Origin of the sequence: Methanoculleus sp. DTU007, assembly GCF_001512385.1 — an archaeon.
Taxonomy (GTDB): Archaea; Halobacteriota; Methanomicrobia; order Methanomicrobiales; family Methanoculleaceae; genus Methanoculleus; species Methanoculleus thermophilus.
This window is the reverse complement of the sequence record NZ_LFRO01000012.1, coordinates 1-13,384: the sequence shown is the minus strand read 5'-3', so window position 1 is coordinate 13,384 and position 13,384 is coordinate 1. Positions and strand designations below refer to the sequence as shown.

The following is a 13,384-nucleotide window of genomic DNA, read 5'->3' as shown; positions in this document are numbered from 1 at the left end:
GCCGACCCGTCCTCCAAACTCGAGCCGGCCGATATCTCGCCCGAACCGGCCGAACTGGCCCGGAGCCGGTGATCCGGCCCGACCCCGGCCGCCGAATCCTATATTATTCATGAGGTTGAATAAAAGGCAGTGACCTTGAAGGCCCCCAGCACACGACACCTGGCACTCTTCCTGCTCATTCTTCTCCCGTCCATGACCGGCTACATGGCCTGGGAGGCACGGGCGGTCGATGTGACCGTCCTCACGATCGACGGAGCGCCCGAGGGTGTCGTCTATATCACCGACCCCCATGTCCAGCCATCGAACATCGACCACGTCCGCAGCGTCATCGCCGAGATCAACCGCTTGAACCCCTCGCTCGTCCTGATCGGCGGGGACTTCGTCACCGGCGAGGAAGAGGACTTCGCCGCCCAGGAGGTCTGGCGGTCGCTTGATGCACCGGCGTACGCGGTCCTCGGGAACCATGACTACCGGGTGGGGATCGACGGCACAGGGGGCGTCGAAAGGATGCTTGCCGTCTCTACATCGGCGAACGTCACCACCGCCGGCTACGACGTCTCGGGCTTGAGCGACGGCTCCGCCGATACCGCGTTTGCCGACGGACTCGCCGCAGCTCTTGAGGAGAACGGGGTCCACGTTCTCAGGAACGAGTTCGTCCTAGTCCCGGTCGGGGATGAGGAGATCGTCATCGTCGGGGTCGACGACGGCTGGGCCGGGATGGCTGACCCGCCGGAGGTGCCGGAGACGGACGCCTTCACCCTCTACCTCATCCACGAGCCCTCCTGCCGGGCCGACTGGGACGCCGACCTCATCCTCGCCGGGCACACTCACGGCGGCCAGTTCCTCTTCCCGGTCATTGCGCAGTTAAACGACCTCGGCGTCGTCGAGCTTGCCGGAATGTTTGACGCCGACGGGAGGACACCGACGTATATCTCCCGCGGGATCTGCAGCTCAAACCTTGCCGGAGTGGACCTCCGGTTCAACTGCCAGCCCGAGATCGTCCTCATCAACCCGACAGAAGAGCAGCTCCGGGCTATCGGCGGGTCCGCTCCCGCAGGTTAATTACCCCTTCCGCCTATTCTCCGGGGATGCTGTCTCCCGTTGAGCGGCGGTATACCACCTTCGCAGTCGCGCTCGGGTCCTCGCTTGCACCGTTCATGGTCGCCGGGCTCTTCGTGGCAATCCCGGCCGTCGGGGAGGAGTTTGCGGCAGACCCGGTGATCCTGGGCTGGATCCCGACCGCCTTCTTCCTTGCCGCAGCAATGTTTCTCATCCCGTTCGGGAGGATCGCCGATATCTACGGGGGGAAACGGATCTTCTCCCTAGGCCTTGCCGTATACTTCATCGCCGCCCTCGCCGCCGCCCTCGCTCCAACGGCACCCATCCTCATCGGCGCCAGATTTCTTGCCGGAGTCGGGGCTGCGATGGTCTTTGCAACGTCGTTTGCCCTGCTTGGGCTTATCCTCCCGGAAGACGAGCGGGGGGCGGCTCTCGGGATCAACATCGCCGCGAGCTTCGGCGGGTTCGCGCTGGGGTTCCTTGCGGGCGGTCTCCTTGCCTACTACAGCACCTGGCGGGCGCTCTTTCTCGTGCCGCCGCCCGTCGCCCTGCTCTCCGCCGGGATCATCCGGCGCCACCTGAGGGGCGAGTGCGCTCTATCACGCGGGACGCGCCCGGATCTCTTCGGCATCGCTCTTTCCACGACGACGATCCTCCTTCTCATGGTCGGGCTCTCCCTCCTGCCAGCGGTGCAGGGCGCCGCGGCTCTTGCCGCCGGCCTCGCATCGCTCGGCACCTTCATCGTCCACGAGACCAAGACAGCCGAACCGCTCCTTGATATCCGCACCCTCCTTCGCAACCGGCCGCTCGCTCTTGCAAACGCCGCCGTCCTGGTCTATAGCACGGCGGGATCCGCATACGTCTACCTCTTCAGCCTGTACTTCCAGTACGTCCGGGAGTTCGATGCCCGGCTGGCCGGGAGCATCTTCCTCGTCACAAGCCTGGTCACGGCATCCCTGGTCGGGTATACCGGCCGGCTCTCGGATCGGATAAGTCCGCACCTGGTCGCGATGGCCGGTGCTGCTATGACGATTGCCGGCTTTGCCGCCCTCTCCTTCATCGGTCCGGCAACGCCCGTAGCCGTCCCGGTCCTGGCACTGGTGCTCATTGTAGTGGGGATCGCGTTCTTCCAGCCCCCGGTCTACACACTCGTCATCGGGGCGGCCGAACGGGCGATGTACGGGGTGGCGTCGGGGCTCGTCGAGACGATGCGCCTTCTTGGGATGACCGCGAGCATGGCAGTCGCCATCGTCGCCTTCGCCCTCAACTTTGGCGGGATGGCGATCACCGAAGAGACCGTCCCTCTGCTCCTCACAAGTCTGCAGGCGCTCTTTTCCATCTACTTCTGCCTCTCTGTGGCAAGCCTTCTGGTGATCTGGCTAGCCGGGCGGGCGGCGTAGTTCCGGCTCAAGGATCTTTCTCGCCCTTTCGGCGATCAGGAGGACCTCCTGGAGCGGGATCCCGCTATCGTGGGCAATCGTCGCCGCATCGCCGTAGGCGACCGCTTTGGCCGTGAGGATCCCGGCGGCGGCGAGCTTCGCGGTGACTGACCGGGTCACCCCGGAGACGATCGTCACCGGGTAGGACTGCGTCTCCTCGATCATCGTCCGGAGGTTCCTCTCCACCGGGTAGTCCCACCCGATATGCTCGATCCCCCGGCAGGTCGCGTAGCGTTTTGCGTGCTCGGAGAGCTTGGTGTTGCAGACGATCAGGGCGCCGTCGATCGAGACGATGCACCGCCCGGAGCGGAACCCCTCCTGGAGGTCCTCGACGATCGCCCGGGCGATCCGTCCTTCGTCAAGCCCGGTCATCCGGTGGTAACTCACGTGGTGTTTTACCTCGACAAAGAGGGTGGTGCCGTCTTTCTGCGCGATGGCATCCACCTCGTGCTCCCCGCACCGCCCGGCAAGGACGCACCCGGCCTTGACCCGGTAGCCGTGCTCCCGGAGGAGGATCCGCACAAACTCCTCAAAATCAGGTTTTGGGCGGAGAAGGGCGAGGGCTCTCCGGAGGTTTGTCCGATGCGCGACGGCGGGGCGGACGGCCCGGGCACGGGTCCGGATCATCCGAAGGACCGCCGCGGTCCGGATGCCGTCCGGGACCGCCTCCTCGATATCATCGGCGATCCGGTCGGCGTCCTCCGGATCGAGTCCGAAGTTCTCAAGCGTCCGCCGCACTCTCTTCCGGTCGAAGGGCTGCCGGCTGCCGTCGGCCTTCGTGACGTACTTCATCCGGTAGGGGATCTCGGTTCCCGGGACAAAAAGCGTTCGCAAGTTGTCATCTGCCGCACCATTATCAGTCCAAACACCCAATATGGACAACGAGCAGATGGAATCGTTACAACGCCCGACCATCCTGGTCCTCGGCGCGGGGGCGGTCGGCCTTGCGCTCGCCGGGAGGCTTGCCCGCGTCGCGACGGTCTATGCGGCCTGCCGGCCGGTGCATGCCAATGCGATCCGGGACCGGGGTCTTCTGATGGAGGGGATCTGGGGGAACGGGGCCGTCGAGGGGATCATCCCCGTCACGGGACCGGATGAGATCACGACCGAGGTCGATCTCGTCATCGTCACTGCAAAGGGCACCGATACCCGGTCGATCTGCGAGGAGTACGCTCGCGTGATCCGGGGCCTGCCGGTGGCAAGCCTCCAGAACGGGATAGGAAACGAGGAGATCATCGCGGAGTACACCGGGACCGTCATCGGCGGGACCGTGACGACGAACTTCTCGGTCGTCGCCCCCGGACACGTCCGGGTCTTAAGCGAGAGCGCCCCGATGCGCTTTGGGATCTGGTCCGGCGACGGCGCCGCCCTCGACCGCCTGATCGGGATCGTCCGAACCGCCGGGATCACGGTCGAGCCCGATCCCGAGATCCGCTCGGGCAAGTGGGCGAAAGCCCTCTTAAACATCGCCGTAAACCCGATCTCTGCCCTCCTTCACGCCCCGGTCGGGGTGGCGGCCGATGCGGATATCCGGAAGACCGTGATCGGGCTCGTCCGCGAGACCTACGCCGTCGCCGCGGCAGAGGGGGTCAGGCTCCCCTGGGCGACCGCCGACGACTACCTCGAGTACCTCTTCTCCGTGCAGGTGCCGGACTTCGCCGCGGTCTACCCCTCGATGTACTACGACCTTGAGCGGGGCCGCCGGACGGAGATCGATCTCCTCAACGGGTATATCGCCCGGCTCGGGGAGCGCCACGGGATCGCGACGCCGTACAACCGGTGCATCGCCGGGTTCGTCCGCTACGCAGAAAGGCACCCCCGGGAACGGTGAGTCACTTCCTGGCCAGTTTCTCCGCGAGTTTCCGGGCCGCCTCGCGGGCCTTCGCCTCGGTCCTCCAGAGCCCGGTCTTTCCGACGGGGTTGCCTTCCCGGTCGTAGAGCTGGACATAGTAACCCCCCTCCAGGCGGGCGAACCGGACCTCGCCGACGATGCCGGGGCCGTACTCATGCATGACCAGAGGTTTTTTTGCCGGGGATATGAACGTTCCTCTCAGCGCTCGTGGGGATGAAGTGCCATAACGGTTGCCCGACGGGTTCCCGAAAGAATAGGGGATGCGATTCAGCCCGGCGGTCGAGGATCTCACCCGGACAATCGCACAATGGGCCTAGATCGTCAGCGGTATCCCGAGGAGGTGGAGCACCACAGTCAGGACGACCCCGAATAATCCGCCGATGGCGCAGATCAGAACGGTGAGGATGTTGATCGGGACATCCGGCCTGCCGAAGAGGCTCATCAGATTGAGGAGGTTGATGAGCCAGAGCAGGATCACCCCCACGACGGCGTTGATGATGAGGGTGGAGACGCTCTTGACGACCTTGTAGAGGAGGTACGCGACGACGATCACCAGGATCAGGACAAGAAGCCCCGCAAGCAAGCTCATACTGGTCGTTTGACGCACCCGATATTGAACCTTCCCGCAGCCCCGATCAGAGGTAGCCCATCACCTTAAAGACCGGCTGGAGGCAGACCCCGTTTCCGGTCTTGATGCATCGGATCCCGGGAACACCCTCGTAGGCCCCCATCGTCCGGCCGTCCTCGAGCTCGACCCAGTCGTGGACGGCGATGCCCTTGCCGAAGATCGTGACGTGGAGGGCGTTGGTCCGAAACGTCTTCGTATCCCAGATCATGATCCCGTGGACCGGACGGGCGGCGATGCCGTTTCGACGGAGGATCTCGGTCCGGAGGAGCGCAAGGTCGGTGCAGTCGCCCACCCCGTAGGCCAGGGTGGCGTCGAGCCCGACCGGGAAGAAGCGGGGGGCGCCGTCGACGCTTGAGACCGTCATCCTGTTCACCCGATCGACGAAGTCCTCATCGGAGGGGGTCTCGGGGGGTTGTGCAAACGCGGCGATCCGGTCGACCGGAGCCTCAAAGTCGGTCGCGCCGGCGTCGCCGGACCATCCGCCATCGTAGATGAGGTCTCCCTCGGATGCGATGACGGAGAGGAGAAGGATCGTGCAAATCGTGCTCCAAACCACGTTATTATCTCAATAAATTTGAATGATGTGTGCAATATAATAGAATTTCTATTTGAATCAAAAAATGTAGAGGCTGGATATAATATTCAAACCGACCTCATCAGGAAGTGGGGGGATGGAGCGCACAACGCGAGATTACCTGGTCGCGATATGCCGGGCCGCGAGGGCCGCGGTGGAGAAAGCCGCCTGGAGGTTGTAGCCCCCGGTATCGCCGTCGATATCGAGGACTTCACCGATGAAGAAGAGGTTCTTTATCGTCTTTGACTCCATGGTCTTTGGGTTGACCCCGGTGAGCGCAACGCCCCCGCGTGTCGCCATCGCCTCGTTAAATCCCCCGAGCCGGGCGACGGTGAACGGGAACTCCGCTATCGAGGCGGCGACGGTCTTTCGGAGATCCTTTTTGAGGTGGGCGCAGGTCTCCGGCGGCGGGATCCCGGCAAGGTCGAGGAGCCGCCTGACGAACCGCTCGGGAAGGGGGAGGGCGGATAGAACGGTCTTGACCTGCCGGGCCCCGCCGGCGGCGAGCGCCGCGACGACCCGCTCCCGTGCCGCCTCTGCGGTCGAGTTCGGGAGGAAGGTCACCCGGACGACGTCTCCGGGCCGGATGGAGCGCGAGAGATCGAGCACCCCCGGGCCCGAGAGCCCGGTATGGGTAAAGAGGAGGTCGCCGACCCTCTGGGAGACCCGCCTGCCGTCGCGGTAGACCGTGAACGTGAGGTTCTCAAACGATATCCCGGCGAGATCGGCGAACGGGTGGTTTTCGGGGTAGACCGGGGCGAGCGCCGGGGCGATCTCCGTTGTCGGCTGGCCGAGGGAGCAGGCGAAGGTGTAGCCGTCCCCGGTCGAGCCGGTCGCGGGGTAGGAGGCCCCGCCGGTCGCGATGACCAGGATGTCTGCCCGGATGGAGCCCGCCGCTGTCGTGACGGTGAACACGTCGGCCTCGCGCTCGACGGAGAGAACGGGTTCGCCGGACCGGATCTCGACACCCCGGGAGGCGCACCCGGCAAGGAGGACCGAGAGGACGTCGGCAGCCCTCCGGGTCTCCGGGAAGACCTTTCCTCCGGGCTCGGTCTCCATCCCGAGCCCCTGCCCGGCAAAGAAGTTGATGAGATCGCGGTTCGTGAAGTTCATCAGCGCGGGCCGGAGGAACCTCCCGTTGTCACCGTAACGGGAGAGGAAGTCGGCGATCTCGCCGTCGTGGGTGATGTTGCACTGGCCCGAGCCCGTGATCAGGAGTTTTCGTCCTGGTCGCGGCTTTTTTTCTAAAACAATCACCTTCCGGCCCACTCCTGCCGCCTGCAGGCCGCAGAAGAGCCCGGCGGGCCCTCCTCCGATGATGACGACGGTGCTCTCCACCTTATACCGTGCATTCCCCGGAGGCATCAGCGTTGGGGTGGGGCTACCGGTCGTCAGGGCAAAGGATTCCTCCCCGGGACCGCTGGCGGAGACGGTCCGCGAGGCTATAGAGGAGCGAGTGGCCCCGAAGGACCGCTCCAGATGCACCGAAGCGGCATAGCCGGTAGAGCACCCTCCATACGGCGCCGGGGTCGGCGCCCAGGCGCCTGAGTGCCCGAAGTTCCGCGGTCGCATCCTCAAACCGGTTATACCGGAGCGCGAACTTGAGCCTCTTCATACTGTACCTGCGATCGATCCGGGCGAGGTACCAGGCCTTCTCGTCCTCGGCAAGAAGGTAGAAGGCGGAGATGACCTCGCGCTGGAGCTCCTGGTGGAGGAACGTCCTCTCTCTCAGGCCGGAGTACTCCTCCCCCTCGATCCGGTGCGAGTGGCTCTCGGGGCGGATGTAGTAGATGTAGAGCGGTTCATCGATGTACCCTGTTTTGTTCCTGTAGGCGCAAGGAATCAGCAGCTGCCAGTTCTGCCCGGCCCGGTTCTGCCAGTAGATCCCGCATGCGGGGATCCGCTCAAAGAGGACCGCAGAGCGGACCATGTAGCACCCCGACGTGCAGTAGGTCCGCTCAAAGAGGAGGTCCTCAAAGATATCCTCGTTATGAACAACAGCCCCCTCAGACCCATAGCGTACGACCACACCGGGGTTCTCCTCGCGGACCGCCGCGTAATCGGAGCGGACCATCGCGTAATCAGGGTGGCTCTCCAGGAACTCGACCCGCTTTGCTACGGAGGTCGGCATCAGGGCATCGTCGCAGTCCGGCCAGATGAGGTACTCCCCGGTGACATACGGGAGCCCCGCATTGATCGCCCCCGCCGCACCCCGGTTGGCCGCGAGCGGGATGTAGCGGAACGCATACCCCCGCGCCTCGAGTTCATCCTTCCAGGAGAGGCAGACCGCCTCGGTATCGTCGGTGCTGCCGTCGTTGACGACGATGATCTCCAGGTCGTCGTAGGTCTGCCGGGAGAGCGAGGTGAAGTACCGGTCGAGGTACGCTTCGCCGTTGTAGCAGGGGGTAAGGACGCTGACCCTTCCCTCCTCAAACGATCGCATGGAGCGGTCGGTTGGTATATCGCGGGAGTAATTAAGCCTCACCCATCGCCCCGTCAGAGGAGCCAGGACGGGACCCTCCGTGAGATGGGGGACGGGAGGACCGAGCGAATGAGGTCGCGTTCCGGCCCGGTGAGGACGACCCGGGCGACTACCGCGAGGTAGACGATCGATATCGCGGCGGAGACGAGCGCGATATCGGCGATCGAGGCCGGGACCGAGAGGATGGATATGAGGGGATACCCAGCGGCGACCAGCGCCGCGTATCCGAGGAACCCAGGGATAGTCGGCATATAAAACGCAGCCGCCGGGACCCCCTGGACCTTTGCCGCATACCAGGGAACGAAGACGGCGTTGCGCAGCCAGAGCGCGAGGATGAAGGCGATCGCCACACCGTACATGCCGAGGCCATAGATCCGCGGCAGAACGAGGGCGAGGACGAGGTTGAGGAGCCCGGCGGCGATCGTGACGAGTGCGGGGACCCGGACCCGGTTGTAGGCCGCATAACTGATGATGAGCGGCCGGACGGCGACGATCGCTGTCAATGGGAGAAGCAGCGTCCAGATCAAGAGCGAGAGGTGCGCGAACTCTTCGCCCACCCAGATGGTGAGGATCTGGGGGGAGAAGAGCGACATGAGCCCGATGGGAAGAGCCATCGCTAGACCGACGCACTTGACCGAGACGACCGAGAGGTCGTGGATTGTGGCAAACGAGCGCCGGGCGTAGTAGGTGTAGTAGACCGGGCTTAAGACCGAGGTGATCAGGCCCGTGATCGACCAGAGAAGGTTGAAGAGGATCATCACCATGGCGTACTCCCCGCCCGCCGCGGTCCCGAAAGCGCGGTTGACGATGATGAGGGAGAGCTGGAGGAGAAGGAGGGTTCCGATCTGGTCAATGAGGATCCACCGGGCGAGATCGGTGATCCGAAAGAACTCATCTTTCGAGAAGTGCGAGGCGGATATGGGGATCCGGTTGTAGACGGCCCGCGAGAGGATGATGGTGAGGATGAGCGAGAGGAGGGCGGCGATGAGATAGGCGAGCCCGACATAGGAGAGGGAGGGGGTCTCGATGGCAAAGAGCGCCACGATGATCCCGATCGCCGCAAGCGTGTAGGTGATGGAGATGTAGTTGTTGTAGTGGATCTTGTTGTGTGCATACATCACGGCGGAGAAGGGGCTTCGGAGCGCCGTGATGAGGGCCCCGAGGAAGACCAGCGCAAAGAGGAAGAATACGCTGGTCCGCTCGATATCCGTGATCCGGAAGAAGTCCGGTGTGAGGGTCGCGATCCCGACGGCGACCGGGGCAAAGAGGAGGGCGAATGCCCCGACCGTGACGAGCGCGGTGTTGAACGTCCGAGTGGCGCCGGAGAGATCTGATCGCTGGATATTGATGGTGAGATACCTTGATATCGCCACGTTCAGGGAGTCGAGGATCAGCATCACGTAGCTGGTAAAGGATGTTGCGAGGGGGATGACCCCGTATGCCGCTAACCCCAGGGTATCGATGTAGAACGGTACGACGAGCAGCCCCACGAGGAGGTTCACCGCAAAGAGCGCGAAGTTCGATGTGAGGTTTCGCGAGAACTCTCTCTTGAAATCCGGGGGGTGGGCGAACTCCGGAGACACACGCACCTGATACCACCTCCGCGTATATAGGGTTAGAGGCTCCGGGGAGCAGAAGGCATAATACCCCTGGCCCGCATAATGGGCGCATCCATGGGATCTCCCGTCACGACCGGCAAAAACCTCTGTATCGGCTGCGGTCTCTGCGCCGCCCTCTGCCCGGAGAGGGCCCTCTCCATGGCGTGGAACCGCTACGGCGAGTACAGCCCCGCGGAGGCGGACCCCTGTACCACAGGGTGCGGCCTCTGCGCAAAGGTCTGTCCGTTCGCGGGGTCCGGGGAGAACGAGGATACGCTCGGGGAGCGGCTGTACGGGGCGATCCCGGGGATCCGGCACCGTCCCGAGACCGGCTACTACCTCGCCTCGTACGTCGGCTACTCGGAGGAGCACCGGCAAAGGAGCGCCTCGGGCGGTGTTGCGACCTGGATCCTCGAGAGACTGCTTTCAGAGGGGATCGTCGACCGCGTCATCTGCGTCGCCCCCACCGGAGATCCGGAGAGGATCTTTGCTTTCCGGATCTTTGAGAGCCCCGAAGAGGTCCGCACCGGGGCCGGATCGGCCTACTACCCGGTGGAGCTCTCGGGGGTCATCCGGGAGGTCCTCGCGGTCCCGGGGCGGTATGCCGTCACCGGTCTCCCGTGCTTTATCAAGGCGATAAGGCTAGCCCAGCAGCAGAACAAGAAACTCCGGGAGCGGGTCGCCGTCACGCTCGGCCTCGTCTGCGGGCAGTTAAAGAGCAGGCGGTTTACGGAGTACGCCGCCGCTCTCGCCGGGGTGCGGGGGGAGGTGGTGGGGGTCCGCTACCGGGGAAAGAGCCCGGACCAGCCGGCGAGCAACTTCTACTTCTCTTTTGCGACCAGAGACGGTGAAGAGCATAAGATCTTCTGGAGAGAGGGGATTGGCGAGGCCTGGGGGAACCGGTGGTTCACGCCCAAGGCCTGCAACTACTGCGACGACGTCTTTGCCGAGTGCGCGGATGCAACCTGCATGGATGCCTGGCTCCCGGAGTACGTAGAGGACAGCCGGGGGACGAGCCTTGTGCTGGTGCGATCACCGCTGGTCCGGGAGGCGCTCAAAGAGGGGATCGCTCTCGCACCCATCCCGGTCGAGCGCCTGATCCAGAGCCAGGCCGGGGTCGTCGCGGTCAAGCGGGAGCACCTGGCGTACCGGCTCCACCTCAACGGGGAGCGGGCGCCAGAAAAACGGGTTGTACCGGCACGCCCGAAAAACCCCATCCTCCGGCAGGAGATCGCCGCAAAAGACCGGATGCAGGAGTTCAGCCGCGAATTCGAGGGATGCTGGGCGGACTTCCGGGCCGCAATGGGCCCGGACCTTGCGCGGCTTGCGGCTTTGCGGGCGATCAGGGTTCCGGTCCGTGCTCTACAATCCCTCCGGGGTGGTCGGCGTGGATGACGACGGGCGGCCCCTCTTCATCCTGGCCGGGAACGGGCCCTACGAGAACCGGGGGTGCGAGGCGATCGTGCGGGGGACGACGAAGATCCTCCGGGAGCACTTCAACAACCCCCGTTTCGTCTGCTTCAGTTTCTTTCCGGATGGGGAACTCTTCCGCAGGCAGTCGCTCCAGGAGACCGACGGGGCGATCACGCACCTGCACGCCTACCGGCGGATGACGAAGGCGGAGTTTATCAAGAATATCTGGCGGCCCTCCTGCTGGGGCTACGCCTGCGACCGCATCTTTCGCCCCGACGCCCTGAAGTACCGGCTCTACCGGCAGATGCTCCCCTACCTAGGCGATGCAGACGCAGTCCTCTCCGTCGGCGGGGACAACTACTCGCTCGATTACGGGATCCCGACGCGGTATACGGACCTCGACGACGTCGTGCTCCGAAAGAACAAACCGATCATCATCTGGGGTGCCTCGGTCGGCCCGTTCAGTGCGATCCCCGAGTATGAACGCTACATGAGCAGCCATCTTCGAGAAGTCACCGGGATCTTCGCCCGGGAGTCGATGACGGTCGAGTACCTCAACCGGATCGGAGTTGTCGAGAACGTCCATCCAGTCGCAGACCCGGCGTTTCTGATGGACCCCGTAAAACCCCGAAACGACCCCGGGATCGACGGGGAGGCGATCGGGATAAACCTCAGTCCCCTTATGGCAAGGTACACAACAGGCGGAGATATCGAGGCATGGGCGAAGATGGCGGCCGGGATCATCGCCGAGGTGGCGGAGAGGACGGATCTCCCCATCTACCTCATCCCGCACGTCACAATTCCGATTCCCCACACCGACGACCATGCATTCATGCAGCGGGTGCTCTCGCTGATCGAGGATAGGAAGAAGGATATCACCCTGATCTCCCCGATCTACAACGCCGCAGAGACGAAGTGGATCATCGGCAGGATGGCAGTCTTTGCCGGGGCACGGACCCACGCAACGATCGCGGCCCTCTCCTCGGGCGTCCCTACCTTGAGCTTTGCCTACAGCATCAAGGCCCGGGGGATCAACCGGGATATCTTCGGGCATGAGTCGTATGTCCATACGTTCGAGGAGCACGATACGAGCGCCCCGGTAGAGAAGATCTCGGCCCTTCTTGAGAGACGGGAAGATGTGGAGCACGAGCTCCAAAAGAGGCTCCCCGGGATCAGGGCCGCGGCGCTCGAGGCCGGGCGGCTCCTTCGGCACCGGATAGGGGAGGTGTGAGGAGATGCCCGCGGTCTCCGTCGTCATCCCCCTCTTCAATAAGGGTCCGCACATCGGGGGAACCCTCCGGTCGGTCCTCGCCCAGACCGTCGAGGACGTTGAGGTCATCGTCGTCGAGGGGGGCTCGACCGACGAGGGCCCGGAGGTTGTCCGGGGGTTTCGGGACCCCCGGATACGGATGATCCACGCTGGAAGGCGGGGGGCCTCCGCCGCCCGAAACGCCGGGATCGAGGCCGCGTCATCCGATCTCGTCGCGTTCCTCGACGCCGACGACGAGTGGATGCCCCGGCACCTTGAGGTCATCCTGGGACTCCGGGAGAGGTATCCCTGCGCCGGTCTGTACGCGACGGGCTACACTATCAGGGAGGGATCGAAGACCCGGGTCGCGTCGCTCTCCCCGGAGATCCCGCCGGCGCCCCGGGATGGACTGATCCGGAACTACTTCCTGGCCGCGATCCGGGGGGACCCGCCGGTGATGACATCGGCGGTTGCCGTCCCCCGGCAGGTTCTCGTGGAGTTAGGGGGGTTCAATACCGCCGCGTGGTACGGGGAGGACGTCGATCTCTGGGGCAGGATCGCCCTCCGTTACCCGGTCGCCCTCAGCCGAAAGATCACGGCGGTCTACCACAAGGAGGCTTTAAACCGGGCCTGCAGCAGGAGGGAGCCGATCGAGGAGCATGTCTTTGTGGCCACGGCGAAGAGGGCGATAGAGGGCGGGGAGGTGCCGCCGGCGCTGCGGGAGGACCTGCTTGAGTACGTTGCGTCGCGATCGATCCAGACAGCGTTCCGGAACCTGGAGGCGGGGAGACCCGATCTCGCCCGGGCAAACCTGAAGGGGTGTCGGACGCGCCGGCTCTGGAAGCTGAAGTACTGGGCCCTCCTCTGGGCCTACCTGCCCCCGGGCGCTTATAGGGCGCTTGAGCCCCAGGGGATGATCGAGTGGTATAACGGCTGGCGGGAGAGGGTGCGGGGGCTGGATCGCTCCGCCACCCGGGGGAGGGAGGGGTGAGAAGGTCAGGTGGCTCACCTTTGCGGTATAGTGCTCGCGGTTCCTGATGAATTGATTCGGAAAACAGCGAAAATATCAATGAATATTTTAGAAATCGGA

13 protein-coding genes are annotated in these 13,384 nt (G+C 64.2%); 6 read left to right on the top strand and 7 right to left on the bottom strand.

Annotated features, from left to right (window positions below; genetic code table 11):
- The first annotated feature begins 129 nt into the window (after positions 1–129).
- Both ACI94_RS01515 and ACI94_RS01510 read left to right on the top strand, forming a co-directional pair.
- Complete coding sequence (locus ACI94_RS01515; RefSeq protein WP_286681015.1) at positions 130–1,062, top strand: metallophosphoesterase; 933 nt, start codon at positions 130–132, stop codon at positions 1,060–1,062.
- 26 nt (positions 1,063–1,088) lie between these two features.
- On the top strand, positions 1,089–2,459 hold the full coding sequence (locus ACI94_RS01510) for an MFS transporter (RefSeq protein ID WP_286681014.1): 1,371 nt from the start codon (positions 1,089–1,091) through the stop codon (positions 2,457–2,459).
- On the opposite strand, the gene ACI94_RS01505 is transcribed toward ACI94_RS01510, so the two are convergent.
- Positions 2,439–3,332 (bottom strand): ATP cone domain-containing protein, encoded by an 894-nt coding sequence (locus ACI94_RS01505; RefSeq protein ID WP_224732839.1) that lies wholly within the window; start codon positions 3,330–3,332, stop codon positions 2,439–2,441. The genes ACI94_RS01510 and ACI94_RS01505 overlap by 21 nt on opposite strands.
- Positions 3,333–3,387: 55 nt before the next feature.
- On the opposite strand from ACI94_RS01505, the gene ACI94_RS01500 reads away from it, so the two are divergent.
- A complete protein-coding gene (locus ACI94_RS01500) occupies positions 3,388–4,329 on the top strand; it encodes a ketopantoate reductase family protein (RefSeq protein WP_066956870.1) in 942 nt (313 codons plus the stop codon).
- A gap of 1 nt (position 4,330) precedes the next feature.
- Here ACI94_RS01500 and ACI94_RS01495 read toward each other — a convergent pair whose 3' ends face one another.
- The 6 genes from ACI94_RS01495 to ACI94_RS01470 form a co-directional block, all read right to left on the bottom strand.
- The gene (locus ACI94_RS01495) at positions 4,331–4,510 is read right to left on the bottom strand and encodes a hypothetical protein (protein ID WP_066955523.1); all 180 of its coding nucleotides are present in this window, start codon (positions 4,508–4,510) and stop codon (positions 4,331–4,333) included.
- A gap of 153 nt (positions 4,511–4,663) precedes the next feature.
- Positions 4,664–4,939 (bottom strand): pro-sigmaK processing inhibitor BofA family protein, encoded by a 276-nt coding sequence (locus tag ACI94_RS01490; RefSeq protein ID WP_066955521.1) that lies wholly within the window; start codon positions 4,937–4,939, stop codon positions 4,664–4,666.
- Positions 4,940–4,985: 46 nt separating this feature from the next.
- Positions 4,986–5,534, bottom strand: coding sequence for a transglutaminase-like domain-containing protein (locus tag ACI94_RS01485; protein WP_066955518.1), 549 nt, complete (start codon positions 5,532–5,534; stop codon positions 4,986–4,988).
- A 135-nt stretch (positions 5,535–5,669) separates the two neighbouring features.
- Complete coding sequence (locus tag ACI94_RS01480; protein ID WP_150468754.1) at positions 5,670–6,890, bottom strand: NAD(P)/FAD-dependent oxidoreductase; 1,221 nt, start codon at positions 6,888–6,890, stop codon at positions 5,670–5,672.
- A gap of 43 nt (positions 6,891–6,933) precedes the next feature.
- Positions 6,934–7,995 (bottom strand): glycosyltransferase family 2 protein, encoded by a 1,062-nt coding sequence (locus ACI94_RS01475; protein ID WP_066955512.1) that lies wholly within the window; start codon positions 7,993–7,995, stop codon positions 6,934–6,936.
- 53 nt (positions 7,996–8,048) lie between these two features.
- A complete protein-coding gene (locus ACI94_RS01470; protein ID WP_286681013.1) occupies positions 8,049–9,617 on the bottom strand; it encodes a lipopolysaccharide biosynthesis protein in 1,569 nt (522 codons plus the stop codon).
- Positions 9,618–9,707: 90 nt separating this feature from the next.
- On the opposite strand from ACI94_RS01470, the gene ACI94_RS01465 reads away from it, so the two are divergent.
- From ACI94_RS01465 to ACI94_RS01455, 3 genes are read left to right on the top strand one after another with little or no spacing between them, the layout of a single operon-like run.
- Positions 9,708–11,027 carry a Coenzyme F420 hydrogenase/dehydrogenase, beta subunit C-terminal domain gene (locus ACI94_RS01465; protein WP_150468757.1) on the top strand — a complete coding sequence of 440 codons (1,320 nt, stop codon included), beginning with the start codon at positions 9,708–9,710 and terminating at the stop codon, positions 11,025–11,027.
- Positions 11,020–12,276: a polysaccharide pyruvyl transferase family protein gene (locus ACI94_RS01460; RefSeq protein ID WP_066956867.1), complete on the top strand. Its 1,257-nt coding sequence runs from the start codon at positions 11,020–11,022 to the stop codon at positions 12,274–12,276. The genes ACI94_RS01465 and ACI94_RS01460 overlap by 8 nt, the downstream gene beginning before the upstream one ends.
- Positions 12,277–12,280: 4 nt before the next feature.
- Positions 12,281–13,285 carry a glycosyltransferase family 2 protein gene (locus ACI94_RS01455; RefSeq protein WP_083524747.1) on the top strand — a complete coding sequence of 335 codons (1,005 nt, stop codon included), beginning with the start codon at positions 12,281–12,283 and terminating at the stop codon, positions 13,283–13,285.
- Positions 13,286–13,384 lie beyond the last annotated feature (99 nt).

Bases quoted from the DNA above. Each gene is read 5' to 3' on its own strand.
- ACI94_RS01510 (WP_286681014.1), top strand. From the start codon at position 1,089: ATGCTGTCTCCCGTTGAGCGGCGGTATACCACCTTCGCAGTCGCGCTC.
- ACI94_RS01500 (WP_066956870.1), top strand. From the start codon at position 3,388: ATGGAATCGTTACAACGCCCGACCATCCTGGTCCTCGGCGCGGGGGCG.
- ACI94_RS01495 (WP_066955523.1), bottom strand. From the start codon at position 4,510: ATGCATGAGTACGGCCCCGGCATCGTCGGCGAGGTCCGGTTCGCCCGC.
- ACI94_RS01490 (WP_066955521.1), bottom strand. From the start codon at position 4,939: ATGAGCTTGCTTGCGGGGCTTCTTGTCCTGATCCTGGTGATCGTCGTC.
- ACI94_RS01475 (WP_066955512.1), bottom strand. From the start codon at position 7,995: ATGCGATCGTTTGAGGAGGGAAGGGTCAGCGTCCTTACCCCCTGCTAC.
- ACI94_RS01465 (WP_150468757.1), top strand. From the start codon at position 9,708: ATGGGATCTCCCGTCACGACCGGCAAAAACCTCTGTATCGGCTGCGGT.
- ACI94_RS01455 (WP_083524747.1), top strand. From the start codon at position 12,281: ATGCCCGCGGTCTCCGTCGTCATCCCCCTCTTCAATAAGGGTCCGCAC.